Here is a 26,445-nt window from a genome sequence, read left to right on the forward strand (position 1 = left end):
ATTTCACGGGGGATCTTGGTGAGGATAGGCATCGCCGGCTGGTTCGGCTCGGACAATCTCGGCGACGAGTTGCTCCTGCACAGCCTGAGGACGAACGTGCGCGCCGCTGACCCGGCCGCCTCCTTCGTCATCCTCTGCCCGGTTCCGGAGCGGGTCTCGGCGCTGCACGGCGTGGACGCGATCCACATGCCGACGCTCCGGGCCGCCGGCTCCGCGGGCCGGAGCGTGGCGGTCCAGCGCGCGCTGCGCGAGTGCGACCTGCTGCTGCTCGGCCCCGGCACGGTGTTCCAGGAACGCTCGCCGAACCTGCCCTGGCCGGGCACGCTGCCGATGTTCGCGCGGATCGTGGCGATGGCCAGGACTGCCGGAACGCCTGTGGCGATCGCGGGCGCGGGCGTCCGGGAGGGCGTCACCCTGGCGGGCAAGGTGGTGCTGCGCGGGATCGGCGCGGCCGTCCGCGCGGCCGGTGTGCGGGATCAGCGCAGCGCTAACCACTTCGGAAGGTCCACACACGTAATCGGCGACATGGCGTACGCGTTGCCGCTGCCGTCCGTCACGCCGCCGCAGCAGAACCGGCTCGCGGTCTCGATGCGCCCGCTTGCGCCCGAGATGGAGGCGGCGGTGCTGGCCGCGCTGACCGAGACCGTGCGGCGCTTCACCGCGGACGGCTGGACCGGCGCGTTCCTGCCGATGGCGTACGGCCGGGACACCCAGGGCGAGGACGACGCGGTCGTCTACGACGCGGCGTTCAAGGACGAGCTGGACCTGGTGGCGAACCCGCTGGCCGCCCCGTTCAGCGAGGACAACCGGTTCGGCGTCGTGCTCGACGAGTGGATGACGCGCCTGGCCGGGCACCGGCTGGTGATCGGCGCGCGGCTGCACGCGGTGCTGCTCGCGGTCACCCTGGGCGTGCCGACTGTCGCGATCGCCTACGAGCGCAAGGTGCTCGACGCGTTCACCGACCTCGGCCTGGCCGACTTCGTGCTGCTGCCGGACGCGAACGCGGACACGCTGCACGCGACCGCGCTGCGGGCTGCCGCGTCGCCCGAGGTGTTCCGGGCCGCGGCCGGCCGGGTGACCGCGCAGGGCGCGATCGCCAGGGACTTCGTCGCCTCGGTGATCAAGGGCCTGCCGTGACGCGCACGTTGCTGCTCACGCCGTTCGCGCCGGATGTGAAGCACGACCACGCGGCGGCCGACACGCTTGTCCGGCTGGTGCCGTTGCTTGCCGCGCGGACCGAGCTGTTCGTCTTCTCGCCGCAGGTCACCGCGGACCGGGCCGGGGACGGCTACACGCTGCTCGGTGCGGGGGAGCAGGCCCCGCCAGGCCTCTTGCACCGGTTCGGCGTCCGGCCGGCCTGGCTTCGTGAGGCCTGGTCCCGGCAGACCGCCCGGGCGGCGGCGGACGCGATCACACGCCTGAAGCCGGATGTGGTGCACGTGGAGTACCTGCAGGGCGCGGAGGCGCTGGCGCACGCGCGGAACACGGTGCTCGGCCTGCACGACATCACCGAGGCGGTGGCGGCGGAGTCGTACCGGGTGTCGCACGGGCCGGCCCGCGCCTACCGGCTGGCGGAGCTGGTCCGGACGCGGCGGTTCGAGCGGGACGCGATCCGTCGGGCCGGCGCGGTCATCACGCTTTCGGACGCGGACCGGGCCGCCGCGAGCGCGCTCAATCCGCGCGTGGTGCTGGCCCGGGTCGGCGTCGACCTGCCGGAGCTGCCCTGGACGAGCCCGGCGGGTGGACCGCCGACGCTTGTCTTCACCGGTGCGCTCTGGCGACGGGCGAACGAGCTGGTCGCGCTGCACCTTGCGGAGAACGTGCTGCCGCTGGTCTGGCGCACCCATCCGGACGCGCGGCTGCGGCTGGCCGGTGCCCGCCCGGGCCCGCGGCTGAGCGCGCTTGCCGCGGCGGACGAGCGGATCGTGGTCACCGGCGCGGTGCCGGATCTGCGCGACGAGATGCGGGCCGCACACGCGATCCTGGCGCCGTCGATCATCGGCGGCGGCGTGCTGCTGAAGGTGCTGCACGCGATGTCGCTCGGCGCACCGGTGATCACGTCACCGGGACCCGCGGAGTCGGCCGGTGCGGACGACTCGATGGTCTACGTCGGGGACAGCGCGGAGCAGCTTGCGGACGCGGTCGGCGCGGTGCTTGCGGACCCGGCCGCGGCGGCGACACGCGGCGCGCTGGCCCGGCAGCACATCGGCGAGCGGTTCCGCTGGTCGGACACGGTCGACTCCTACCTGGAGGCCTACGCCATGGCGGGCGCACGATGAAGGTCGCCGCGGTGGTGGTGGCGTACAACTCCGCCGCCGACCTGCCGGAGAGCCTGGGCGGGCTGAGCGCCCTGCCGCTTGAGCGGATCGTGGTCGCGGACAACGCCTCGCCGGACAACAGCGCGGAGGTGGCGCGCGCGTTCACGCCGCACGTGCTGCGCCGGGCGAACGACGGCTTCGGCGCGGCTAACAACGACGCGGTGGCCGCGTTCCCTGACTCGGACGCGTACCTGCTGTTCAACCCGGACGCGCATATCTCGCCGGCGGACTTCGCGGAGCTGGTCGCGGCGCTTGAGGCCGATCCAAGGCTGGGCGTGGTGTCGCCGCTGATGCGGTACCCGGACGGCACGTTCGGCGTCTCGTCCGGATCACTGCCGAGCATGGCCAAGGAGTGGCTGGCCGCGCTACGGGTGGACGAGCTGGTGCCGGCCGGCGCGAAGAAGCGGCTTGCCGCGTCCGCCACCATGCGCAAGCTGATCCCGATGCTGTCCTATCTGGACGTCGAGCCCACACCGCGTACCCGAGAGGTGGATTGGGTCTCCGGGTTCTGCATGCTCGTCAGGGCGGAGGCGTTCCATGCGATCGGCGGCTTCGACACCGGGTACTTCCTGTACTTCGAGGATGTGGACCTCTGCGTGCGGCTTCGCGACGGCGGCTGGGGCGTCGCCTCGGTCGGTACCAGCGTGGCCCAGCACCGGGAGAGCACCAGCACGGCCACGGTCGGCAAGCGGCGGCTCTACCGAAACGGCATGAACGAGTACTTCACCAGGCACGGCGGGCGTGCACAGCGCGTGGCCGCCCGGGCGCTGCGGAGGCTGCCGCTGTGAGAATCCTGTTCGTCGCACCCTGGATACCCTCGCCCGAACGGCCGCGCAGCCTGATTCTGCTGCGCATGCTTGCCGAGGAGCACGAGGTCCGGTTCCTCGGGCTGGTCAAGAACGACGCCGAACGCGCTCTGGCCGCGCAGCTGCCTGTCGCGGACCCGGTGCTGGTGCCGAACCCGACGTCCGGTTCGATGGTCCGCAGCCTCGGCGCGCTGATCGCCGGCCAGTCGCTGCAGACCGGCTACGCCAACCCGTCCGCGCTTGTCCCCGCCCTGCGCCAGGAGATCGAGTCGTGGCGCCCGGACGTGGTGCACCTGAACGTCTTCCGCTCCGCGCACCTGGTCGAGGCGGCCGCGCCGGTCCCGGTCATCATCGACCTGGACGAGTTCCGCAGCGAGTACTACAACCAGCTGGCCGTGAACGGCGCCAACCCGGTCTGGCGGGTGCTCGGCCGCATCGAGGGCCCGCGGATGGCCGCGCGTGAGCAGCAGATGGTGCGCAACGGCGTGCGGATCATCCTGTCCGGGCCGGAGGTGCCGGGACCGCCCACGCCGGGCACCTCGGTGGTCCGCAGCCCCTGCGACTTCCCGCTGCGGGAGCCGGGCAGGGTCACCGCGCCGGTCGTGCTGTTCGTCGGCCGGCTCAGCTACGAGGCGAACGTGGTCGGCCTGCGCTGGTTCGTCGACAACTGCTGGCCCGCGCTCAAGGCCGCGGTGCCGGGCGTGACGCTGCGCGTGGTCGGTGCGGACCCGCCGCCGGTGGTGCGCGCGATGGCCGGCGACGGCATCGAGCTGCACGCGAACGTGCCGCGGGTAACGCCGTACTACGCGGAGGCGACCGCCGCGATCGCGCCGATCTTCCGGGGCACCGGAATCCAGCTGAAGCTGATCCAGTCGCTTGCGTCAGGTGTGCCCACGGTGATCAGCTCCACGGTCGCGGAGCGTGCGGGCGTCCGCGACCGGGTGCACGTGCGGGTCGCGGACGAGCCGGCACAGTGGGTGGCCGCGCTTCGTGACCTGCTCACCGATCCCCGATCCGCCGAGGCGATGTCGGCCGCCGGCCGCGAATGGGCCGTCGCGGAACACGGCACGGAAGCGGTGAAACGGCAGCTCGCGGCCGCCTACGAAGGGATCGGGCCGGAGGCCTCAGCGACCCCTGCCGCGTAGCACCTCGGAGAACGTGCGGATGACGACCTTCACATCGAGCCAGAGCGACCAGTTCTCGATGTAGAAGTTGTCGAACCGGGTCCGGTCGGAGATCGGTGTGTCGCCGCGCAGGCCGCTTACCTGCGCCAGCCCGGTCAGGCCGACCGGCGCCCGGTGGCGCATCGCGTATTCCGGGTGCTCCGCGGAGAACTGCTCCACGAAGTGCGGACGCTCCGGGCGCGGGCCGACCACTGTCATGTCACCGCGCAGGATGTTCCACAACTGGGGCAGCTCGTCAAGCGAGGTGCGGCGGATGAACCTGCCGACCGGGCCGACGCGCTTGTCGTTCGCGATCGACCATCGGGTCTGCGACTCCTTCTCGTCCACCGGGTGCATCGAGCGGAACTTGTACACCTCGAAGAGGCGCCCGTTCAGGCCGACGCGCTCCTGCCGGAAGAACACGCCGTGCCGGAAGCCGCTCTCCGCCCACACCGCGAACGCGGTGAGCAGCATGATCGGCGAGACCAGCACCAGGAAGAACAGCGCGAACACGATGTCCGTGGTCCGCTTGATCCACCACCGCGGGCCGGAGAACTCGGTGTGCCGCAGCTGCACAAGCGGGATCGCGCCGATGTGGTCGGTCAGCCCGCCCTGGGAGCGGGAGCCCCACAGCCGCGGTACCACCCACAGGTCCAGGGAGCGGGTGTCAGGTCGGCGCAGCACCTCCCACAGCGCGGGTTCCGGTGCGTCCGGGTCGGCGAGGATCAGCACGTCGGCCTCGCACATCGCGACCGCGGCGGAGAGGTTGTCGAGCGTGCCGAGCAGCGGTGGCGCGCCGCGCCGGGGCGCCTCGTCCACGTAGCCGGCGAAGCGCAGGCCGTACCGCGGGTAGCGGCGCACCAGGCGGGCCAGCTCGACCGCGATCGGGCCGGAGCCGATGATCACCGCGTTGTGCTCCACCCAGCGACGCTGCCGCGCGTACAGGTTGATCGAGCGGGTCACGAACCTGCCGGCCAGCACAAGTCCGGCGGAGATCGCGACGGCCTGGATGAAGCCGGCCACGTACGGTACCGAGTCGTGGCGCAGCGTGGCGGCGATCGCGACCACGGCCATCGCGGTCAGCAGCCGGCCGATCAGCGCGGGCAGCTCGTCCAGGATGCTGATGTGCCGGCGCGCCCGGTAGAGCCCGCCCGTGGCGAAGATGAGCATGGTGAGGGCCGCCATCGCGAGCGTGCCCTTCCAGTACTGCAGGGTCCAGACGAGCGGCGCGAGCAACGCCAGCGCGTCGATCGGCGCCGTGATCATCCAGCCGCGCAGCCTTCGCGTGCGCCCGGACGTGACCGACACCGGGTACGGCAGCACGTCTGTGGACGCGCTGGCCCGGGTCTCCGGTTTCGGCTTGTCCTGGAACCAGCCGGTGTCGTAGGTAGGTGATCTCTGCGCCGGGACGGCCGGCGGGCCGGGTATCGCGTTCGACTCGGAACGCGAGGTTGCCTCCATCGTCATTTACATCCCCGTTGACGTGGAACAGTCAGAGCGGCTTTCCTGGCCGCCGGTGTTACTTCTGCGCGGAGGCGAGGATGTCCGTGACCGCATCCTTGCGTACCGCCTCGTACAGGGCCTTCGCCTTCTCATCGTCGGCGAGGACCACGCTCTGGTCGCCGACCTGCCCGGTACCTGTGGTCGGCGTGGTGAGGAACGTGAGGTTGCCGCCCCGCACGTTCCGCATCTGGGTGGCGAGGTCCACGATTGACAGCGTCTTGTCGACCGAAACCGAGTTCGCCGTGGCCTTTACGAAGTCGTTGATGCTTGCCGGGCTGGAGAGCATGCCGCCGGACGCGGCCTTGTCCAAAATTGCCTTGATCACCTGCTGCTGGTGCCGGATGCGGGCGAAGTCGCCGTCCGCGAACTGGTACCGCTGCCGCGCATAGTCGAGCGCGGTGGCGCCGTCCATGTGGGCGGTGCCCTTCTTGAAGTTCCGGAACGGCTCGTGGATCGAGGTGAAGTCCTGCTCCACGTCGATGTCGATGCCGCCGAGCGCGTCCACGATCTGCTGGAAGCCGCCGAAGTCGATGAGCACCACGTGGTCGATGCGGACATCGGTGAAGTCCTCAACGGTCTGCACCATCAGCGGGATGCCGCCCCACGCGTACGCCGCGTTGATCTTCGCGTCCGCGTCGCCGTTCTGCCCGTCGGCGGCCCGGGGCACGTGCACCCAGGTGTCGCGCGGGATTGAGATCAGCTGTGCGCCGGACCTGTCGGCCGGCAGGTGCGCCACGATGATCGTGTCGCTGCGGGAGCCGGTGGAGTTCTCCGGGTCGCGCGAGTCGCTGCCGAGCAGCAGCAGGTTCAGCGCCTTGGCCGCGGTGGCCTCCCGCTCCGGGCGCGACTCCTCCGGCACCTCGGTGAACGCGTCCACCTTGTCGATGCTCTTCTCCACCGAGCGCACGTAGAGCGCGGTCGCGGCGCTCGCGCCGCCGACGATCACCAGCAGCGCCACAAGCGTGATGACCAGGACACGCTTCCACGACCGCTTCCGCTTGTGCGTGCCCTTTTTCGGCTCACCCGCGGTTACTGCCTCGATGACCTCGGTCGAGTCATCTGCGACAAGGTGCCCCCCACGTTCCATGCGGAGGATCGTACTGATTGACGACCAGCCATACAGCTGTCGTTTTACCGGCAGATACGCGGTGCAACCAGGGATTTTGACTAGACATGTCCGAAAAATACCGGCGGAAATGCCCATTGCCCGATGAAGCTCCGGGGCACGTACCGGGCAACTGTGACAAATCTGCGACCAACATTGTCCTCCTCGAAATGTGCGGTGTCGTCTTCGCCACACGTAATGCGAATGTCACGCCCAGGCCTTCCACAGCCGCGCATAGGCGCCACCCGCAGCGACCAACTCGTCGTGCGTGCCGCGCTCCACGATCCGGCCCTCGTCCACCACAGCGATCCGGTCGCAGGCGCGGGCCTGACTCAGCCGGTGCGCCACCACGATCGCGGTGCGCCCGCGCACGACGGCCGCCGCCGCACGGTCCAGCTCCCTTGCCCCCGCGCTGCCCGCCTCCGCGGTCGCCTCGTCCAGGATCACCACCGGCGGATCGCGGAGCAGCAGCCGGGCCAGCGCGAGCTGCTGCGCCTCCGCCGGTGTGAGCGCCGTGACCGGGCCGAGCCCGCGGGTCCAGCCCACCGTGTCCAGCGCCGCGGTGAGCCGGGCGTCGTCCGCGCCGGGCGAGGCCAGCCGGAGATCGTCGCGAACCTCCCCGGCGAACGCGTGCGTCTCCTGCGAGACCAGGCACACCCAGTCGCGAAGCACTGCCGCGTCCAGGTCGGTGACCCGCACCGCGCCGGCCCGATCGGTAAGCGTGACCCGCCCGGCCGTGGACGGGAACACCGCGGCCAGGATGCCGGCAAGCGTGGTCTTGCCCGCGCCGCTCGCGCCGACAAGCGCCAGCGACGTCCCCGCCTCCACCACCAGATCAACACCCTTCACGACCTCCTGGTGGTACGAGTGCCGCACGCCTGACGCCTCGACCGTGACCGGGCCGGCCGGCCCACGGGTGATCCCGGCCGGCGCGGGCGGCACCAGCAGCACGCCGACCGTCCTGGCCAGCGCGGCCCCGGCGCGCTGGACCTCGTCGAACGACAGCAGCAGCGTGCCGAGCGGCGTGAACAGCCTGTGGAAGAGCAGCGCGGCGGCGGTCGCGGCGCCGACCGAGGCCGCCCCCGCATGCACCAGCCAGTACCCGGTGAGCAGGATGGCCGAGAGCCCGGCCGCCTCCGCCGCGTTCATCGACTTGCTGAACCACACGTAGAGGCGCAGGGCGCGCAGACCCACGGTCAGCGCCTGCCCGGACGCCTCGGCCGTGCGGCGGGTCTGCAACTCGGACATGTCGTACGCGGCGACCGTCTCCCGCCCCCGCAGCGACTCGATCAGGATGCGCCCGCGCTCCGCGGCGAGGCTGCGCTCCCGCGCGTAGAGCCTCGCGGCGTGCGGCAGGTAGAGGCGCAGGCTCACCGCATAGATCGGGAACACGCAGCCGAACGCGAGCGCCAGCCGCCAGTCGAGCGTGAGGAACCCGGGCGCGGCCACCACCACCGTGATCACCGCGATGAAGACCTGGGTGATCAGCGGCACCGCGGTCGCGAAGTTCTCCACGTCCTCGGTCACGCGCGAGGAGACGTCGCCGCTGCCCGCACGCTCCAGCACCGGCGCGGGAAGGCCAAGCGTGGCGCCGAGCACCGACTCGCGCAGCTGGGCCGCGACCCGCGCGCCGAGCTGCTCGGTCGCCCGCCGGGCCAGCGCGGTGCCGACGGCGCCGACCAGCACCGCTGCCGCGACCAGACCGAACAGCACGGGCCGGAACGTGTCGATCAGGCGGCCGAGCAGCAGCGGCGCGGCCACGGTGCCGACCGCGGCGAGCAGCGTCCAGCCGAGCGCGGTCCACGCGGCCGCGGGCTCGGCACGGACCGCACGGGCCAGTCCGGCCGCGGTCTGCCGCGCGGTGGCGACCGGCAGTGCGCTTGTGACCGGCAGTGCGCTTGTGACCGGCAGCGCGCTCGTGACCGGCAGTGCGCTTGTGACCGGCAGCCCGCTTACGACAGGCGGCGCGCTTCTCGCATCACGGCCGGCGCCGCTCGCCGTACCGCCGCGGCGCAGCGGGCTCATCGCAGCACCGCCGCGGCGTAACCGGGGTGGGTGCCGAGCTCGGCGGCCGTGGACAGCACTGCCGGTCCGCTGTCCGGCAGGAACAGCACCCGGTCGCAGTGCGCAAGCAACGCCGGTGACGTGGTCACGACCACTGTGGCGCCGCCGCCGCCCTCCCGCCGGAACGCGGCCAGCCCGGCCGCGACCTCCTGCTCGGTGACCGCGTCGACCGCGGTCAGTGGATCACGAAGAACCAGCAGCGGGGGTACGGCCGCGAGCGCACGCGCCAGGGCCACGCGCTGGCGTTGACCGCCGGAGAGGTTCGCGGACGCGTCAAGCAGGTCCTCCGCGAGGTCGGTGGCCTGCGCCGCCACCAGGGCGGGCCGTGGATCGGTGTCCCGGCCGGTGTCGAGCGCCTCGGTGAGCGTGCGGCCGAAGAGCGAGACGGTGTGCGGCGCGGCCAGCACGTACCGGCGGAGGTCCGGGTGTCCGGGTGTGAGCTGCCCGAAGGTGACCTCGCCGCGATCCGGTGCGCGCCGGCCACCGAAGAGGCCGGCGGCGGTGTCCGCGAGCGTGCGGTCGGCGGTGACGACGCCGAGCATCTCGCCGGGGTGAAGCGTGAGATCGAGGCCGGTGACCGGGCCGATCACCGCGTCGTTAAGTCTGGGCAGGCCGGGAACGCCGGTATTCCTCGACTCCTCGTCCACCGGCAGTGGTGTCAGCGCCGTGATCCGGTCCGCGCTCGCCCGCGCCGCGAAGAGCTGTTGGAGACCGCGCGCCACCCGCTGCACCGGGTCCCCGACGAACGACACCATGGTGACCGCGGTGACGAACCCGCCGATGGTGATCCGCCCGGACGACACCAGGGCGGCGGCCGCCGCGACCGTGCCGAGCAACGCGACAGCTGACGCGAGCAGTCCCATCCCCTCGACAAGCGAGACCGCGGTCGCGCTGCGCAGCGCCGCGTCCCGGGACTCACCGACAGTCCTCCGGTAGCGGCGCAGCGCCTCCGGGCCACCGCCGAAGCCGCGCAGCGTGCGGAGCGAGGTGACGTACTCGGCGGCGAGCGCGGCGGCCCGCCCCACGCTCGACTGCCGCGCGCTGACCCGGCGCTCGAGCCACGGGCCGAGCCGCCGCACCACCCAGGTCATGGCCGGGACCAGCAGCAGGATGCCGACGCCGAGCAGCGGGTCCACCCGCAGCAGCACCACGACCGTGACGATCAGGCCCGCGGCGCCGGAGACGATGTTGACAAGCCCGCGCAGGAACTCGGCCGCGGCCGTGGCGTCCACGGTCAGCACGCTGACCAGGTCCCCGGTCCGCCGGTCCGCGCCAAGCCGCGGCGTGGCCAGCAGCGCCGAGGTCGTCCGCACGCGCAGCCGGTGCGCCTCGGTCAGGACCGCGGCGTTCAGCCTGTAGTACGCCATCCCGGCCGCCGCGCCGAGCACCACGAAGAGCAGCAGGATCGCGGCCACGGCAAGCAGGATCGCGTCCGGCGGGCCGCCGTCGATCGCATGGTCGACGGTCAACCCGATCGCCAGCGGGACCAGCGCCTCGCAGACCTGGTGAAGACCGGAACCGCAACAGCAGAGCGCCACGGTACGGGCATGACGGCGAACCATGTCGTGCAACATGGATCCGGACGCTAACCGGGGCCTGTCGGTCACTCCATCGGTTCGGCCTTGACCGAATCCTGGAAGAGCGCGAGCAACGACACGCCAAGCGGTTCGAGGCGGTAGAAGACCTGCCGGTCCGCCCGGGACCGGGACACCAGCCCGGCCTCCTGCAGGCCGGTGAGCTGCTCGGAGACCGTGCTCGGCGCGCGGCCCAGCACGGCGGCCAGACCGCTTGTGGTGGCCGGCTCGGTCAGCGCGCGCAGCACCGCGGCCCGGCCCGCGCCGATCAGCAGCCCCAGCCGGTCCCGACTCGGCTTCCTCCCCTTGGCGGAGAGCACTGCCGCGCCGCGCGCCTGATACGTGATCATGAGGGTCGCCGGGTCGTCAGTGCTTACCGAGGGGCGGCCCTGGGCCAGTACCACAGGTACCAGCAGCAGCCGCCGATCGCCGCCGGCGAGCGCGGACTCCCGGCGCTTGGGCAACGACAGCACCGGCGACTCCCAGCTCGCCGGCCCGCTCAGGCTGCCCAGCACCGCCTCCGGCCCCTGCTCGGCGAGGACGCGCGCCCGCAGCACGATCTCCTCCTCAAGCACCGCGCGCATGGCCGGCCAGTACGGCGCGACAGCCCGCTCCCAGAACACCTCCACCGCGTCCGCAAGCGCGCCGAACGCCCGCGTGCCGTCGTTCAGGTAGGGCAGCAGGAAGTCCGGCACGCCCTCCGGATAGTGCTTGGCGCACTGGGCCGCGACGACCTCGGGCGGCGTGCTCCGGAGGGTCGCCAGCTCGTCCGCGAGCGCCGGGCGCGAGGACGGCGGCGCGGGCTGGAACACGTCCGGCGTCGTACGCCCGTGGTCGACGCCGAACAGCAGTGCGTAGACGCGCAGCGGCCCGGTCGCCGGCGTCGTGCGCAACACCTCGGCGGCGTGCACGGCCCACTCCGCGTACGGCCAGCCCGCGTCCCGCCCCTGCCGGGTGCGGTGCACCAGCTCCACGCCGCTGATCACCTCGCGCAGCGGACTTATCGCGAGCCGGGTCCGCTCCAGCGTGTGCTCGTCCAGATGAATGCGGATCACGACAGCAATCCGATCATGTCCTCCCCGTCCAGGCACTCGTTCGGCCCGCGCGCCGGCGACCGGCGCGGCCATCCGGCGGACGAGCGCGGCCTGCTCGCCGAACCGCCGATGTCGATCTGGTTGCTGTGGAGGCTCGCAGGCAGCCCCGTTGACCTGCGGCGATGCGACACGCGGAATCCGGTTCCCAGCGAAGTGTGTAAATCTCATCACTGCCTATATGGGCGGTTCCTTCCTAGCATGGCGGCGTTGCCTACATTGGGAGGAACGCCTTGATATCGGTGGGAATTCGAAGAGCCGGCGCGATAACTGCGGTAACGCTTCTGGCGCTCGGCGTCGCCGCGCCGGCCTCGGCCGTCGAGCCGGAGGGCACCGTGCAGGCGACCGGCGGGCCGACCGCCGTCGCCGGGTCGTACATCGTGGAGCTCAAGAACGGCGCCGTGCCGGCGGACCAGGTCATCGGCAAGGCCCGGTCGCTTGCCGCGCGGCACGGCGGAGGAGTCGTCCGCACGTACCAGCATGCGGTCCGGGGCTTCGAGGTGAACCTCAGCGAGCGTGCCGCCCGCCGGCTGGCCGCCGATCCCGCGGTCGCGTCAGTGACGCAGAACCACACGGTGACCGCGTCCGACGTGCAGTCGCCTACGCCGTCCTGGGGTCTGGACCGCATCGACCAGCGCACGCTGCCCGCCGACGACAGCTACACCTACCCGGGCGGCGCACCCGCCGTGACCGCGTACGTCATCGACGGCGGCATCAACCTCACCCACACCGACTTCGCCGGGCGGATCCGTCCCGGGCAGGACTTCGTCGACGGCGGCGCGCCCGACGACTGCCGCGGGCACGGCACGCACGTGGCCGGCACGATCGGCGGCACCACCTACGGCGTCGCCAAGAACGTCGAGCTGGTCCCGGTCCGCGTGCTCAACTGCGAGGGCAGCGGCACGGTCGGCGCCATCATGGCCGGCCTCGACTGGATCACCGCCGACCACCGGCCAGGCGCGCCGGCCGTGGCCAACATGAGCATCAACGGCTCCAGCCGGTACGCGCCGGAGGAGAACGCGGTCCAGCAGGCGATCGCGGACGGCATCACAGTCGTGGTCTCGGCCGGCAACTTCGACGGCGCGAACGCCTGCAACAACACCCCGGCCGCGGTACCGGCGGCGATCACCGTGGGCGCGGCCGGCCCGGACGACACCCGCCCGTCGTTCTCGAACATCGGGCCGTGCGTCGACCTGTTCGCACCCGGCGTCGACATCGTCTCCGCGAACATCGGCGGTGACACCGCGTCCCGGACCTGGAGCGGCACCTCGATGGCCGCGCCGCACGTGGCCGGCGCCGCCGCACTGATCCTCGCCGACCACCCCACCTGGACGCCCGCGCAGGTCGCGGACGAGCTGATCGCGGACGCCACGCCGAACGTGATCGCGAATGCCGGCGCCGGCTCGCCGAACCGGCTGCTCCACATCGACGGCTCCCGGCCCGCGGACGACTTCTCGCTCACAGCGACCCCGGCCGCCGCCACGGTCACGGCCGGCGGATCCGTCTCCACAGCGATCGCGGCCACCGGCGCGCCGCAGCAGATCTCACTCAGCGCGAGCGGGCTGCCGGCCGGTGCGACCGCGTCCTTCGACCCGGCGGTGATCGGGACCGGCGGCACGTCCACGCTCACCGTCTCCACGACCGCGGCGACCGCGCCCGGCACGTACCGGGTGCTTGCGGTCGGCGCCGGACCGGCCACGACCCGGGCGGTGCGCTTCACGCTCACCGTCACGGCCGCGTCCGGCTGCGTCGGCGCCAACGACACCGACACCTCGCTCACCACGGACAACCCGGTCGACATGCCGGTCACCATCACCGGCTGCGGCGCGACAGGCGCGGCCAACAGCACCATCGAGGTCCACGTCGACCACACCTACATCGACGACCTGGAGGTCGAGCTGATCGCGCCGAGCGGCACCGAGTACTCGCTGCTCGACCGCACCGGCGACGACACGGACGACATCGACTACACGTTCACCCACGACCTCTCCGCCGAGCCGGCCGACGGCGTCTGGAAGCTCCGCCTCTTCGACAACGCGCCGAGCGGCACCGGCACGTTCGACTCCTTCGTGCTCAACCTGGGCGGCGAAAACCTGCCGGTCCCGGTCTGTGGCGGTCTCGCGCCAAGCACAAGTGACAAGCGGTTCTTCGACATGGAGTCGGTGGAGAGCCCGCTCACTGTCGCCGGCTGCGACGGTGCCCCCTCGGCCGCCGCCTACGTGGAGGTGCGGGTCCGGCACCCGTACGAACGCGACCTCGGCATCCACCTGATCGCACCGGACGGCGAGCGGATCACACTTCAGTTCACCCAGGCGTACTACAAGCCCGACGTGCTCCGCACCTACGTCGTGAACGTTGCCGGGCACCCGGCGAACGGCGTCTGGAAGCTGATGGTGGAGGACCTGAGCTGGGGCAACGAGCCCGGCTACATCGACGGCTGGAAGCTGACGCTCTGATCCCGGCGGCTCGGCCGGTCCACACCGGCCGAGCCTCGGTTTCGATCCGTGACGAGACCGCCTCGTGGGTCTGCCGGCCGACGATTTCCCGCCCTCGCCGACCATTCCCGGCGTCGCCGGTCAGGTTTTGGGGCGGCCCTGCCCCAGCCCCCGGCAGCAGGCCTCACAGGCTCCGAGCCCCTTGGCCAGCGCGTCAACAGTCGGGACCGACCTCAGATCGGAGCGGACACCGCCGCGCCTCTCAAGCTGACGCCAGCCGTCATGAAGGGCAGCACAACCCTCGCTGATGTGAAAGACCGAGCCGCCGGACGTGACCTTCACCCGATCCGGGAGGTTCCCGCTCCTGGGCCGGCACTGCCAGCACTGACTCCTGACAAGGTCGTGCAGGCAGCGGGCATCACGCTCACTCACGGCTCTGCGCAGTTCCTCCCCCGCCAGGACGACCGCGCGCGCTTGGTAGGAATCATCGTCGTCCACGTCCGCGCACTCGACCCGGTGGGGCCCGGTGGACACGGACCCGAGCACGGCCGGATCGGCATGGAGCCGCACCCGCGCCGGACGGGTGAGTACGGCGAGCGCGGCCGCCGCGGCCGTCGACAACAGCTCATCCGGGCTCGTCGGCGTGGGTTCGCTCCCCGTCAGCTCCCGATCCGCCTCCCCGTAGCGCAGAACGGCTCCCCACCCCGCCGGTCCTTGGTCACCGTCGCGCACACCGGCTATGTACACGTCCACCACACCCTGCCCACCAGACATGAGCCACCCCCGCCGGCATCATAGATAGACGATGCTAATTCCCGGCGGGCCGAGGGCCCTTTGAGGCACGCAAAAACGCTCCTGCACTCGCACCACGAACGGCACCACGCAAGATCTACCGAAAGTCGGCCCGGTGTCGCCCACAGTTCGCCGCGCAACCGACACCCAGACCGTGGGGGCTTCCGGGGGCTCGGCCCCCGGAGCGGAATGACGAGCGCTCCATGTCCGCGCTTCCCAGCGGACATGGAGCGCGAAAGCTCGTGCCCCCGGCAGGATTCGAACCTGCGACACACGGTTTAGGAAACCGATGCTCTATCCCCTGAGCTACGAGGGCGCGGCTGCTCATGCTACCCGACCCGTGACACGGCCCGGGTAGCCGGAGGCGGCGCGCTAGGAAGCGAAAGCGATCCCCGTGAACGCGCCCCCCGCGGACACCTGGACTGAGGCCTCCGTGCCGTCCGGGAGGCGGAGGGTGCCTTCGCCGGACGAGAGCAGCAGTTCGGCGATCTCGGCGTCGCCGAGGTCGAGGGTGCCGGACCAGGTGACGAGGCCGGTGGCGGCGTCGCGGCGGGTGCGGATGCTTGTGTGTTTGACGGACTGTGCGTTGCCGTCGGAGGCGATCAGCGTGGCGCTGCCGAGGTAGGTGCCCATGGGACGAAACTACAGCCACTACGGTCGGAGGATGACGGAGCGGATCCGCGCGGCGCTTGCAGCGCGCATGAAGAGCAATGAGCTTCCGGGGTACGTGGCTGTCGTCGCCGGCCCGGACGACGAGTGGGTCGACGTCGCCGGGGTGACCGCGTTCGGCGGGGGCACGCCGATGGAGCGGGACACGCCGTTCCGGATCGCGTCCACCACGAAGCCGATCATGGCGGCGGTGGCGATGACGCTTGTCGAGGACGGCACGCTGCGGCTGGACCAGCGCGTCGACGAGCTGCTGCCGGAACTCGCTGACCGCCGGGTCCTGACCCACGTCGACGGCCCGCTCGACGACACGGTCCCGGCGCGGCGCCCGATCACCGTCGAGGACGTGCTCACGTACCGCATGGGCCATGGGTTGATCTTCGAGCCTTACGATCCGGACTTTCCGATCGTCAACGAGGGGAAGCGGCTGGAGTTGACGCTTGCCGAGCCGGATCCGCGCACGCCGCACCCGCCGGACGAGTGGATCAGGCGGTTCGGCACGCTGCCGCTGATGAGCCAGCCGGGCGAGGAGTGGCAGTACAACACGGCCGGGGCCGTGCTGGGCGTGCTGATCTCCCGTGCGGCAGGTGGACCGCTTGCCGACGTGGCCGAGGAGCGCCTGCTGGGGCCGCTCGGCATGCGGAGCACCGGCTTCCACCTGCCCACGCATCAGGCGGCGCGGCTGCCGGCGCTCTACCTGAACGGCGAGCCGCGCCCGGGCTCCACCAAAGAAGAGTGGAGCAGCCCGCCCGTCTTTCCCAGCGCCGCGGCCGGTCTTGCCTCCACCGCGGACGATCTGCTGCGCTTCGGCCGGATGATGCTTGCCGGCGGCGGCCCGGTCCTGAGCAGAGAATCAGTCGCGGCGATGACCACGAACCACCTGACGGACGCCCAGATCGTCCGTGGCGGCGTGTTGCTGGACGGCTCCGGCTGGGGCTACGGCCTGAGCGTGACGGAGCACGAGTACGGCTGGCCCGGCGGCTACGGCACGTTCTGGTGCAACGTGCCCGCGAAGCGGCGGGTGGGCATCCTCCTCACCCAGACCGCCGACGTGCTCTGGAACGGCACGCTCACCGAGTTCACCCGGGCACTGATCGACTAGGCCACCGTGAGCGAGATGTCATCACCCACCGTCACGACATCGCCGCGGAAGAGTTGGCGCCCGCGGCGGTTCTCCGGCTCGCCGTTGACAGTCACGTCCGCGGAACCGAGGAGTTGTTTCACGTCCGAACCCGCATCGATCACGTCCGCGAGCTTGAGAAACTGCCCGAGCCTGATCATGTCGTCGCTGATGGTGACCTCACGCATGAATTCATCATTCAGCCTGGCCGGGAAGTCCGGCGCAGCGGGTATGCTCCGAGGCGGACCGTGACTGGCGCTGACTAGATGGATCAACCATCGGGGAGCGGTTCCGCCCAACCGGGTGTCTGCCGCGCGCCTGGGCCTCTTCCACCTGTGATAGGGAGGTCCAATGTCAGAGTTGAATGCTGAGTCGACCGCTTTCCGCGCCGCGCTCGAGGTGATCCGTTCCGTCGAGCCGCGCGTGGCCGATGCGATCGTGTCCGAGCTGACCGACCAGCGCGAGTCGCTGAAGCTGATCGCCAGTGAGAACTATGCGTCACCGGCCGTGCTGCTGGCGATGGGCAACTGGTTCTCCGACAAGTACGCCGAGGGTACGATCGGCCGCCGCTTCTACGCCGGCTGCCAGAACGTCGACACCGTCGAGTCGGTCGCCGCCGAGCACGCGAAGGCACTGTTCGGGGCCGCGCACGCCTACGTGCAGCCGCACTCCGGCATCGACGCGAACCTGGTGGCGTACTGGGCGATCCTCGGTGAGCGCGTCGAGAAGCCGTTCCTGAAGAAGTTCGAGAAGCGGCAGATCAACGACCTGACCGACGCCGAGTGGGCGGAGCTGCGGGCCGCGTTCGGCAACCAGCGCATGCTCGGCATGTCGCTCGACGCCGGCGGCCACCTGACGCACGGCTTCCGGCCGAACATCTCCGGCAAGATGTTCGACCAGCGGTCGTACGGCGTGGACCCGGCGACCGGCCAGATCGACTACGACGGCCTCCGCGAGACGGCGAAGGAGTTCAAGCCGCTGATCATCGTGGGCGGCTACTCGGCGTACCCCCGGAAGGTGAATTTCCGCATCATGCGGGAGATCGCCGACGAGGTGGGCGCCACGTTCATGGTGGATATGGCGCACTTCGCGGGTCTGGTCGCGGGCAAGGTCTTCACCGGCGACTTCGACCCGATCCCGCACGCGCACATCGTCACCACTACCACGCACAAGAGCCTGCGCGGCCCGCGCGGCGGCATGGTCCTGTCCCAGCCGGAGCTTGCCGACCAGGTCGACCGCGGCTGCCCGATGGTGCTCGGCGGCCCGCTCGCGCACGTGATGGGCGCGAAGGCGGTCGCGCTTGCCGAGGCCCGCCGCCCGGAGTTCGCCGATTACGCCCAGCGGATCGTCGCGAACAGCCAGGCGCTCGCCGAGGGCCTGATGAAGCGTGGTGCCGCTGTCGTCTCCGGTGGCACCGACAACCACCTGGTGCTGATCGATGTGCACGGGTTCGGGCTCACCGGCCGCCAGGCCGAGCAGGCGCTGCTGGACTCCGGCATCGTCACGAACCGCAACTCGATCCCGAACGACCCGAACGGCGCCTGGTACACGTCGGGCATCCGGGTCGGCACGCCGGCGCTGACCACCCGCGGTCTCGGCACCGGTGAGATGGACCAGATCGCCGAGCTGATCCACACGGTCCTCACCCAGACCACGCCGGATGCGGGCTCCAAGGCCAAGTTCGCGCTTGACGCGGCCGTCTCCGACCGCGTCTCCAAGCAGGCCACCGAGCTGCTCGCACCGTTCCCGCTCTACGGTGCCGTCACGCTCTGAGTCACGGATGCACGAAGGCCCGGCCGGGGTTCCGGCCGGGCCTTCGCCGTGTGGCGGGTCGTCAGCGGACCCGGACGGGCGAGCGGTCGGCCCGCGCCGAAGCCTGACAGGCGGGCCCGTGGGGATCAGGCGCGGCAGATGATCTCGCCGTGCAGGAGCGTGAACCAGGCGTCGGGCGACTCGGACCAGGAGCGCCAGCCGGCCGAGAGGCGTCGGAGGTCCTCCGGGGTGGCGAAGCCGGCGGCGAGGGCCTGGCGGGCCATGTCCGACTCGATGACGCGGTCCGCCCACATCCCGCCCCACCAGCGGCGGTCCTCCTCCGAGGCGTAGCACCAGACGGATGCGCCGGGGGTGATGTCGGTGAAGCCGGCCAGGCGGGCCCAATGGTGCAGGCGGCGGCCGGCGTCGGGCTCGCCGCCGTTGGCGCGGGCGGTGGCCTGGTAGAGCGCGAGCCACTCATCCAGTTCCGGCGCCGCGGGGAACCAGGCGAACCTGTCGTAGTCGCTGTCCCGCGCCGCCACCACGCCGCCCGGCCGGCAGACGCGCCGCATCTCGGCGAGCGCGCGCACCGGGTCGGCCACGTGCTGAAGCACCTGATGGGCGTGCACCACATCGAAGCTGTCATCGGGGTACGGCAGCGCGTGCACGTCCGCGACCGCGAAGTCCACAGTGGTCACGCCGCGGGCTGCCGCCTCCGCGCGGGAGAGCGCGAGCGCCTCGTCGTCGATCTCCGTGGCGGTGACCCGGCCGGGCGCGACCCGGGCGGCGAGGTCGATGGTGATCGTGCCGGGCCCGGCGCCGATGTCGAGCAGCGTCTGGCCGGGGCTCAGGTGCGGCAGCAGGTAAGCTGCCGAGTTCTCCGCGGTGCGCCAGCGATGCGAGCGCAGCACCGACTCGTGATGACCGTGCGTATATACGGCTGCCATGCACCGACGATAGATCTCTCATCCCGTAATTCGGGAGCCTTCTCCCACAGGTTAGGACGGAGACTCATGCGCATCCTCTTCTCCTGCGTCGGCGGACCTGGGCATTTCCTGCCGCTCGTGCCGATCCTGAGTGCCGCGGGCTCCGCCGGGCACGACGTCGCGGTGGTGTCCGGGCCGAAGGTGGCCGACCTGGTCCGGCGGGCCGGCTTCGAGGCGCTGACCGAGCACGACGGCGCGGGCGATCAGCCCCGGGCGCGTGGGCCGCTGGCACCGCTTGACCCGGAGCGGGAGCGCGGCGACATGGCCGACGGGTTCGTCCGCCGCGCGGGCCGGGAGCGCGCGGCCCGGATGCTCCGGCATGCGGCGGACTGGCGGCCGGAGCTGATCGTCTGCGACGAGGTGGATTTCGGCGCGATGACCGCGGCCGAGCGGCTGGGCCTGCCGTACGCGACGGTGGTGGTGCTGGCGGCCGGCTCGTTCCTGCGGGACGACTACCTGGCGGACGCCCTCGACGAGGTGCGCGCCGAATTCGGCCTGCCCCCGGCCCGCGCGGGGGCGGTCCTCGGCCGGCACCTGATGCTGGAGCCGGTGCCGCCGGGCTTCCGCGACCCGGCGTTTCCGCTGCCGTCGACCGGCCGCCCGATCCGCCCGGCGGAGACGCTGCCGCCGGCCGCGGAGCCGAATGCGCGGCCGCTGATCTACTTCACGCTCGGCACGGAGTTCAACGTCGAGTCCGGCGACCTGTTCGAGCGGGTGCTGGCCGGCCTGCGTACGCTCGCCGCCGACCTGGTGATGACGGTCGGCCGGCACATCGACCCGGCCGTCTTCGGGCCGCAGCCGCCGCACGTGCGCATCGAGCGGTTCGTGCCGCAGGAGGAGCTGCTGCACCGCTGCGACCTGGTCGTCTCGCACGGCGGCTCCGGCAGCGTGCTCGGCGCGATCGCGCACGGGCTGCCGATGCTTGTCGCGCCGATGGGCGCGGACCAGCCGGACAACGGCGCGCGGATCGCCGCGATCGGTCTCGGCCGCGTGCTTGACGCGGAGTCCGTCACACCGGAGCGGGCCGCCACGGAGGCCGCCGCGGTCCTCGCCGACGCCCGCTACCGCCGCACCGCCCGTGAGCTGCGCGCCGCCTGGGAGACGCTGCCCGGCCCGGCCGAAACAGTGCGCCTGCTGGAGGGCGCGCTCTAAACTCCCGTCCATGCCGAGCCGCGCGTTCGAGGCGACCGTCGAGGTCCCCGAGGAGGGGCAGGGCGCCGTGGTCGCGCTGCCCTTCGACGCGCGGGAGGCGTTCGGCAGGTCGCGGGCGCTCGTGGTGGTGACGTTCGAGGGCCGGGCGCCGTTCCACACCACGCTCGCCCGGTTCCGGAACCGTAGCTGGATCACGCTGCGCCGGTCGCAGCTGGACGATCTCGGCCTGACACCGGGCGACACGGTCACTGTCACGGTCGCGCCGGACGAGGCGCCGCGCACGGTGGCGGAGCCGGACGAACTGGCCGCGGCGCTGAGTGCGAACCCGGAGATGCGGCTCGCCTACGACCGGCTCTCCCACGCCCACCGCCGCGAGTACGCGGAGTGGGTCGGCGCCGCGACGAGTGCGGAAACCCGGCAGCGCCGAGCGGAGAAGGCGCTGCGCTGGATCCGCTCCGGCGGCCGGAAGCCCAACTGATCGTTCCCGGTCACGGACTCTCCGCGTACCCACGTCAGGTTTTTGAGGTCTTTGGTCTGTTTTCTGACCTGGGAATCGGTTGCTGTCAAGGCGTCTTGACGGCACTCTGGAGGCATGCCTGCGCCGGATGATCTGGAGTACGAGTACACCCTGCTGACCGCCGTTGCCCGGTACGACATTCTGCGCACCAGGGACGCGCTGGCCTCTGCATCCTCCTATGAGGACGACCCCGGCGCGGCGCCGCTCTCCAAGGACGAGGCGCTTGAGCTGATAGCGCTCGGCGAGCTGATAGCGCGCAAGGCCTCCTACGGCCGGGAGCTCGATGTGCGTACCGCGCGAAAGGCGGGCGCGTCATGGGCCCAGATCGGTCAGTCGCTCGGCTGCACGAAGCAGGCCGCCTGGGAGACGCACGCGAAGTGGCTCGACGAGCAGGTCTGGACGCAGCGAAAGTGATCGGGCTCTAAGCCTGGGGCCCGGATCGAACTAGGTGGATTTTCATCAAGTTTGACCGGATTGCTACCGAATAGGCAATCAGCCGTACCGTCGAAACGGAGAGCTGATGGCCACTCGAGTCGCTCGGGTCTGCTTCGCCGTGTGGATGGTCGCGCTGGCGGCGGCCTACTACGCGTTCCCGGCGTACGGGACCGGCCTGTGGGCGGCGCTCGGCTTCTCCGGGGCGGTCGCGGTGGTGGCGGGAGTGTTCCTGAACCGGCCGGCGCGACGCCTGCCGTGGTTCCTGCTCTCCGGCGTGCTTGTGACGTTCACGGTCGGCGACGCGACCTACAACCTGCTGCCGGGCAACAGGTTCCCGTCCCCGGCCGACGGGTTCTACCTGCTGTCCTACCCGCTGCTCGCGGCCGCGCTGCTGATCTTCATCCGGTTCCGGTCCGGCGCGGACGACCGGGCGGCGCTGCTCGACGCGCTGGTCCCGACGGCCGCGGTCGGGCTGCTGGTCTGGATGGTCTGGATCGGGCCGTTGGTGCGGGACACGGATCTGGGCACGGCGGAGAAGCTCGCCTCGATCAGCTATCCGTTCGGTGACCTGGTCGCGCTCGCCATGCTGCTGCGGCTGCTCAGCGCGCCCGGCACCCGGCACGTCGCGGTCGGCACGCTCACGTTCGGGGTCGCCGGGCTGCTCGCCACCGACCTCGTCTACGGGCTCAGCCAACTCAACCAGGACTGGCACACCGGCGGCCCGGTCGACCTGGGCTGGGTCTACTTCTACTCGATGCTCGGCTACGCGGCGCTGGACCCGTCGATGACCCGGCTCACCGAGCACACGGTAGGCCGGTTCGTAGACCGGGTGGCCGGGCCGCGCCGGATCGCCGTGCTGGTGGCCGCCGCGCTGGTGGCGCCGGCCGTGCTGGTCTACGAGAACGCGGACGGCACGGTCTCCGACGCACCGATCATCGCGGCATTCTCCGCGCTGATGTTCCTGCTTGTCATCGGCAGGCTGGCCGGGCTGCTCGCGGACCACCGGCGGATCAGCGGGCGGGAGCGGGCGCTGCGCCACGCGGGGACGCGGCTCGTCTCCGCGGCCACGCCGGCCGACGTCGCGGCCGCGGTCCGGGGCGCGGTGGCGGAGCTGATGCCGCCGGACGAGCCGTACCTGGTGGAGACCTTCGGGGTCTTCGAGGGGATGACCCGGGAGGAGTTCTTCGCCGGGGGTGTCACGCTGCGGCGCGTGTCCGAGCTGCCGGAGGCGCATGACGTACCCCTGGCCGGTTTCGAATTCACGCTCCGCGCGCCAGGTCCTCTGCTGCCCGAGGCGGGGGCGTCCGGAGCGCCGCAGTTCACCTGGATCTACCTGGCGGCGAGCGAGCGGGTGCTGTGGCGGCTGCGGCCGTCGTTCGAGGCGCTGGTGGCGCAGGGCATCATGGCGATCGACCGGATCACGCTGAACGCGGAGATCGCCCGGCGGAACAGCGAGTCGTACTTCCGGACGCTGATCCAGAACGCCTCGGACGTCATCCTGATCGTCGGCGACGACAACCGCATCAGGTACGCCAGCCCGTCCGCGGCTGAGGTCTTCGGCACACCCGCGCTGGTCACCACGCCGGTCACCGACCTGATCGTCGGCGAGCAGCACGAGCGCCTGATCGAGTCGCTGCGCCGGCTGCGCGAGGGTCTCGGCCAGGCCGCGTTCGACCTGGTCGGGCTGGGCGCGGACGGCAGGACGGTGCAGGTCGAGTGCACGCTGCAGGACATGCGCGCCGAGAAGACCGTCCGCGGCGCGGTGCTGACCATGCGCGATGTCACCGAGCGCCGCCGCCTGGAAAGCGACCTCTCCCACCAGGCGCTCCACGACACGCTGACCGGCCTGGCGAACCGGCTGCTGCTGCAGAACCGGCTTGAGCACGGCCTCACGCTCGCGCAGCGGGACCGGTCCGTGATCGGCCTGCTGTTCGTCGACATCGACGACTTCAAGGTGGTCAACGACACGGCCGGCCTGGTCGTCGGCGACCGGCTGCTGTCCGCGGTCGGGGCCAGGATCGCAGGCGTGGTCGGCCCGCAGGAGACGGTGGCCCGGATCGGCGGCGACGAGTTCGCGGTGCTGATCGAGCAGGCGCACGGCCCGGCCGAGGCGGACGACGTGGCCGCCCGCATCGTGGCGGCCTGCGAGGAGCCGTTCGAGCTGCGGTACGACAGCGGCGGCAGCGCCATGCTCAGCGGCGCGGTGAGCGTCGGCGTCACCACGAACGTCGAGGCGCACGACGCGGCCGAGATGCAACGACAGGCCGACCTCGCGCTCTACGTGGCGAAGGGCGCCGGCAAGGGCCGCTTCCAGCGCTACCGTGCCGATCTGCACACCGCGATGGTGGAACGCCTGGAGATGCGCGCCGCACTGAGCACCGCGGTCGAGGACCAGCAACTGGTCCTGCAGTACCAGCCGATCGTCGACCTGGCCACCGAGGAGATCGTCGGCCTGGAGGCGCTGGTCCGCTGGCAGCACCCGACCCGCGGCCTGATCGGGCCCGGCGAGTTCATCGAGGTCGCGGAGGAGAACGGCGCGATCGTGCCGATCGGCGCCTGGGTGCTGCGCGAGGCGCTGCTGGCGATCGCGGACTGGCGGCAGCGCGTCCCGGCCGCCCCGCTGCGCTACGTCTCGGTCAACGTCTCCGCCCGCCAGTTCCGCAACCCCGGCTTCGTCGACGAGGTCTCCCAGGTGATCACGGAGAGCGGCGTCCCGCCCTGGCGCCTGCTGCTGGAGATCACCGAAAGCCTGCTGCTCCGCGACGACGACTCGGTCTGGCAGGACCTGGCCCGGCTGCGCGACATGGGCGTCCGCATCGCGATCGACGACTTCGGCACCGGCTACTCCTCGCTCAGCTACCTGCGCCAGATGCCTGTCGACATCCTGAAAATCGACAAGTCCTTCATCGACGACATCCTGAGCAGCAGGCAGCAACGCGCGCTTGTCGCCGCGATCGTCAGCATCGCGGACAACCTGAGCCTCGGCGTGGTCGCGGAGGGCATCGAGGACCCGGCCCACCGCCAGATGCTGCTGGACATGGGCTGCCCGTTCGGCCAGGGCTACCTCTTCTCACGCCCGGTCTGGCCGGACGCGGTGGTCGAGTGGCTCAACAACGGCATCCGCCATCAGATCGCCGCCTGAACCGTCACCGGGTAGAGACCCAGATCAACCCCATCTTCCCGCTCCGGTACGGCGTCCAGCCCGCAAGGACCGGCACCGAGGCCGCGAGTTCCGCAGGTGTGTGGGTCGGTCGCGACATGTCGGCAGGTCTCAGGGCCGGGCACCAACGCGCAGCCACACCGGACCCGCATATGTCAGGGCACAGCCCGCGCTCACGACCCGCCTTATGGAGGTTCTCGGTCAGTGTCCAGGTTCGCGCTCCGCGCGCCTGACATTTCGTCATATAGATGCCTCCCTGCACGCTCATCTCGACGCCGAAAGACCAGGAAGTCCCACGTCAAGATCCTTGCGGCTCTGGTAGCCCCTATCCGAGCGGGATAGGGGCCACCAGAGCCGCAAGGATCTTGCATCCCGCCAGATGGACGCGAGATCCCGACCAACGAGCCCATCTCGGCGCGGAGCGCCCGAGCCGCCATTGCCCTGGCGCGGCGACACGCGAGGGCCAAGATCGACTAATCCTTCGGCAGCCCCGGCTTCGGTGCCGGCTCTTGTAACCGCCCAGGCCGAGGTCAGCCGCCCCTCCCGCCAACCCCAGGCGTCGATGCCGGCCCTTGCGACCACCCAGACCGAAGTTGCCCTGACCGGGCGGGGGCGGGGCATGCGGTGCCGTTCCTGGCTGAGCCGCTGCTTACTGACCTTCCGCGGTCAGGGTCAGCCCGTCTCAGAGGCCTTTATATAACGAAATTTCGGGCGCGGAGTGCCCGATTAGCACGCCGACCACGAAACCCCAATAGACAGTGACCGTGCTGCCCCCGCGCGCCACGAGACTGCCGACCGACCGAAACGACCCGCCACACTCCCGGCCTCGATGCCAGCCTTTCGATCCTGAGGCCCCCGAACCGCCGAACGCGAATGGGCAGCAGCCGGGAGTGCTCTGCTGCCCAGCTTGGGGCGGCTCAGTTGTCGCTTGATCGGACCCAACGTCTGCCAGAAATATCGGAAAAGTCCCCCGCTGCAGGCGCCTTGCCGCTGACATCAATCACCAACGGCCGATAGATCAACGGCCAGGTGAGGCATGTACACGTCATTCCTCGCGAATAACGTGCTCACGCCTCACCTGACGCCCTCCACCGTCGCCGCTTCTCCGCATTTCGCCCATATCCGGCCGCCCGGCCGCCCGGCCGCCCCGCCTCGCCGCCTCGCCGCCTCGCCTTTGACCTTGGTGTCGTGTGCGCAGCACACAAAAGTGACCGCCTGGCTGCCCCGTCTGCCATCGACCCGCCCCACGGGGAGCAGATCATCGGCAGGGCCGCCACCAACGGACAGATACCGACACCACCAGGCGCGACCAGAGGCACGCGCCCACCCACGCGGCCGCAGCCCGGCGAACCCAAGGGCGACCAGCAGACTCGTGAGGAACAACCAAGCCGGCGCCATCACCACCCAGCCTGGCGGCCCTGCCGATGATCTGCTCGGCTCTGCCCGGGTCGATGGCAGACGGGGCAGACAGGCCACACGAAACCCGACCACCGACAGGCTTTAGCAGCGAAGCTGACATGCGTTTCCGGTTGCCCCGGAGCCGGAGCGCTCCTCCCGGAGGGCCGCCGGAGGCAAAACCCGTAGCCAACCTGCCCGCACTACCCACAGACAGAAATGTCGGGGGTAGGCCGCCGTCGCCGCGATGCGTTCGTCGTGCCGCAGGACGCGCCCCGCCACCAGCCGACACATAGGGCAAAGGCTCCGCTGCCGCTCCGCTGCCGCTCCGCTGCCGCTCCGCTGCCGCTCCGCTGCCGCTCCGCTGCCGCTCCGCTGCCGCTCCGCTGCCGCTCCGCTGCCGCTCCGCAC

General features: G+C 71.2%; 19 protein-coding genes, 1 tRNA gene and 1 riboswitch. Of the genes, 11 read left to right on the forward strand and 9 right to left on the reverse strand.

Annotated features, from left to right (window positions below):
* The first annotated feature begins 18 nt into the window (after positions 1-18).
* Genes ACIA8K_RS08360 through ACIA8K_RS08375 form a run of 4 tightly spaced genes read left to right on the forward strand, consistent with a single transcriptional unit; the run spans position 19 to position 4,269 of the window.
* Positions 19-1,137, forward strand: a complete 1,119-nt coding sequence (locus tag ACIA8K_RS08360; protein ID WP_396056349.1) for a polysaccharide pyruvyl transferase family protein — start codon at positions 19-21, stop codon at positions 1,135-1,137.
* On the forward strand, positions 1,134-2,279 hold the full coding sequence (locus tag ACIA8K_RS08365; RefSeq protein WP_396056351.1) for a glycosyltransferase: 1,146 nt from the start codon (positions 1,134-1,136) through the stop codon (positions 2,277-2,279). The genes ACIA8K_RS08360 and ACIA8K_RS08365 overlap by 4 nt, the downstream gene beginning before the upstream one ends.
* The gene (locus ACIA8K_RS08370; RefSeq protein WP_396056353.1) at positions 2,276-3,106 is read left to right on the forward strand and encodes a glycosyltransferase family 2 protein; all 831 of its coding nucleotides are present in this window, start codon (positions 2,276-2,278) and stop codon (positions 3,104-3,106) included. The genes ACIA8K_RS08365 and ACIA8K_RS08370 overlap by 4 nt, the downstream gene beginning before the upstream one ends.
* A complete protein-coding gene (locus ACIA8K_RS08375; protein ID WP_396056355.1) occupies positions 3,103-4,269 on the forward strand; it encodes a glycosyltransferase family 4 protein in 1,167 nt (388 codons plus the stop codon). Before ACIA8K_RS08370 ends, ACIA8K_RS08375 begins: the two co-directional genes overlap by 4 nt.
* Here ACIA8K_RS08375 and ACIA8K_RS08380 read toward each other — a convergent pair.
* From ACIA8K_RS08380 to ACIA8K_RS08400, 5 genes are all read right to left on the reverse strand, one after another.
* Entirely contained in the window at positions 4,249-5,754 is a 1,506-nt protein-coding gene (locus tag ACIA8K_RS08380; protein ID WP_396056357.1) for a sugar transferase, read from the reverse strand. The genes ACIA8K_RS08375 and ACIA8K_RS08380 overlap by 21 nt on opposite strands.
* Before the next feature lie 52 nt (positions 5,755-5,806).
* Complete coding sequence (locus tag ACIA8K_RS08385; RefSeq protein WP_396056359.1) at positions 5,807-6,877, reverse strand: LCP family protein; 1,071 nt, start codon at positions 6,875-6,877, stop codon at positions 5,807-5,809.
* 225 nt (positions 6,878-7,102) lie between these two features.
* Positions 7,103-8,920 carry an ABC transporter ATP-binding protein gene (locus tag ACIA8K_RS08390; RefSeq protein ID WP_396056361.1) on the reverse strand — a complete coding sequence of 606 codons (1,818 nt, stop codon included), beginning with the start codon at positions 8,918-8,920 and terminating at the stop codon, positions 7,103-7,105.
* Entirely contained in the window at positions 8,917-10,521 is a 1,605-nt protein-coding gene (locus tag ACIA8K_RS08395; RefSeq protein WP_396056363.1) for an ABC transporter transmembrane domain-containing protein, read from the reverse strand. The genes ACIA8K_RS08390 and ACIA8K_RS08395 overlap by 4 nt, the downstream gene beginning before the upstream one ends.
* 41 nt (positions 10,522-10,562) lie before the next feature.
* The gene (locus ACIA8K_RS08400; protein WP_396056365.1) at positions 10,563-11,588 is read right to left on the reverse strand and encodes an ArsR/SmtB family transcription factor; all 1,026 of its coding nucleotides are present in this window, start codon (positions 11,586-11,588) and stop codon (positions 10,563-10,565) included.
* Positions 11,589-11,866: 278 nt separating this feature from the next.
* On the opposite strand from ACIA8K_RS08400, the gene ACIA8K_RS08405 reads away from it, so the two are divergent.
* Complete coding sequence (locus ACIA8K_RS08405; protein ID WP_396056367.1) at positions 11,867-14,080, forward strand: S8 family serine peptidase; 2,214 nt, start codon at positions 11,867-11,869, stop codon at positions 14,078-14,080.
* Positions 14,081-15,094: 1,014 nt separating this feature from the next.
* On the opposite strand, the gene ACIA8K_RS08410 is transcribed toward ACIA8K_RS08405, so the two are convergent.
* Both ACIA8K_RS08410 and ACIA8K_RS08415 read right to left on the reverse strand, forming a co-directional pair.
* Positions 15,095-15,167: transfer RNA gene (locus ACIA8K_RS08410), tRNA-Arg, on the reverse strand.
* 56 nt (positions 15,168-15,223) lie between these two features.
* Complete coding sequence (locus ACIA8K_RS08415; protein ID WP_396056369.1) at positions 15,224-15,484, reverse strand: hypothetical protein; 261 nt, start codon at positions 15,482-15,484, stop codon at positions 15,224-15,226.
* A gap of 31 nt (positions 15,485-15,515) precedes the next feature.
* On the opposite strand from ACIA8K_RS08415, the gene ACIA8K_RS08420 reads away from it, so the two are divergent.
* Positions 15,516-16,619 (forward strand): serine hydrolase domain-containing protein, encoded by a 1,104-nt coding sequence (locus tag ACIA8K_RS08420; RefSeq protein ID WP_396056371.1) that lies wholly within the window; start codon positions 15,516-15,518, stop codon positions 16,617-16,619.
* Here the strand turns inward: ACIA8K_RS08420 and ACIA8K_RS08425 are convergent.
* Positions 16,616-16,825: an RNA-binding S4 domain-containing protein gene (locus tag ACIA8K_RS08425; RefSeq protein ID WP_396056373.1), complete on the reverse strand. Its 210-nt coding sequence runs from the start codon at positions 16,823-16,825 to the stop codon at positions 16,616-16,618. The two genes, ACIA8K_RS08420 and ACIA8K_RS08425, sit on opposite strands and share 4 nt — an antisense overlap.
* A 50-nt stretch (positions 16,826-16,875) precedes the next feature.
* A riboswitch (ZMP/ZTP riboswitch) is annotated at positions 16,876-16,968 on the forward strand.
* A 20-nt stretch (positions 16,969-16,988) separates the two neighbouring features.
* Here ACIA8K_RS08425 and ACIA8K_RS08430 point away from each other — a divergent pair.
* Positions 16,989-18,410, forward strand: a complete 1,422-nt coding sequence (locus tag ACIA8K_RS08430) for a glycine hydroxymethyltransferase (RefSeq protein WP_396056375.1) — start codon at positions 16,989-16,991, stop codon at positions 18,408-18,410.
* Positions 18,411-18,535: 125 nt separating this feature from the next.
* Here the strand turns inward: ACIA8K_RS08430 and ACIA8K_RS08435 are convergent, their stop codons facing one another.
* Positions 18,536-19,336 (reverse strand): class I SAM-dependent methyltransferase, encoded by an 801-nt coding sequence (locus ACIA8K_RS08435; RefSeq protein ID WP_396056376.1) that lies wholly within the window; start codon positions 19,334-19,336, stop codon positions 18,536-18,538.
* Positions 19,337-19,402: 66 nt separating this feature from the next.
* Here ACIA8K_RS08435 and ACIA8K_RS08440 point away from each other — a divergent pair, with 66 nt between their 5' ends.
* The 4 genes from ACIA8K_RS08440 to ACIA8K_RS08455 all read left to right on the forward strand — a co-directional run bounded on the left by ACIA8K_RS08440 (position 19,403) and on the right by ACIA8K_RS08455 (position 24,621).
* Entirely contained in the window at positions 19,403-20,527 is a 1,125-nt protein-coding gene (locus ACIA8K_RS08440; RefSeq protein WP_396056378.1) for a glycosyltransferase, read from the forward strand.
* 10 nt (positions 20,528-20,537) lie between these two features.
* The gene (locus ACIA8K_RS08445) at positions 20,538-21,005 is read left to right on the forward strand and encodes a YdeI/OmpD-associated family protein (RefSeq protein ID WP_396056380.1); all 468 of its coding nucleotides are present in this window, start codon (positions 20,538-20,540) and stop codon (positions 21,003-21,005) included.
* Positions 21,006-21,119: 114 nt separating this feature from the next.
* Entirely contained in the window at positions 21,120-21,458 is a 339-nt protein-coding gene (locus ACIA8K_RS08450; protein WP_396056383.1) for a hypothetical protein, read from the forward strand.
* Between the two features lie 106 nt (positions 21,459-21,564).
* Complete coding sequence (locus tag ACIA8K_RS08455) at positions 21,565-24,621, forward strand: EAL domain-containing protein (protein ID WP_396056385.1); 3,057 nt, start codon at positions 21,565-21,567, stop codon at positions 24,619-24,621.
* Positions 24,622-26,445 lie beyond the last annotated feature (1,824 nt).

This window comes from Catenuloplanes sp. NPDC051500 (assembly GCF_044454585.1).
Taxonomy (GTDB): Bacteria; Actinomycetota; Actinomycetes; order Mycobacteriales; family Micromonosporaceae; genus Catenuloplanes.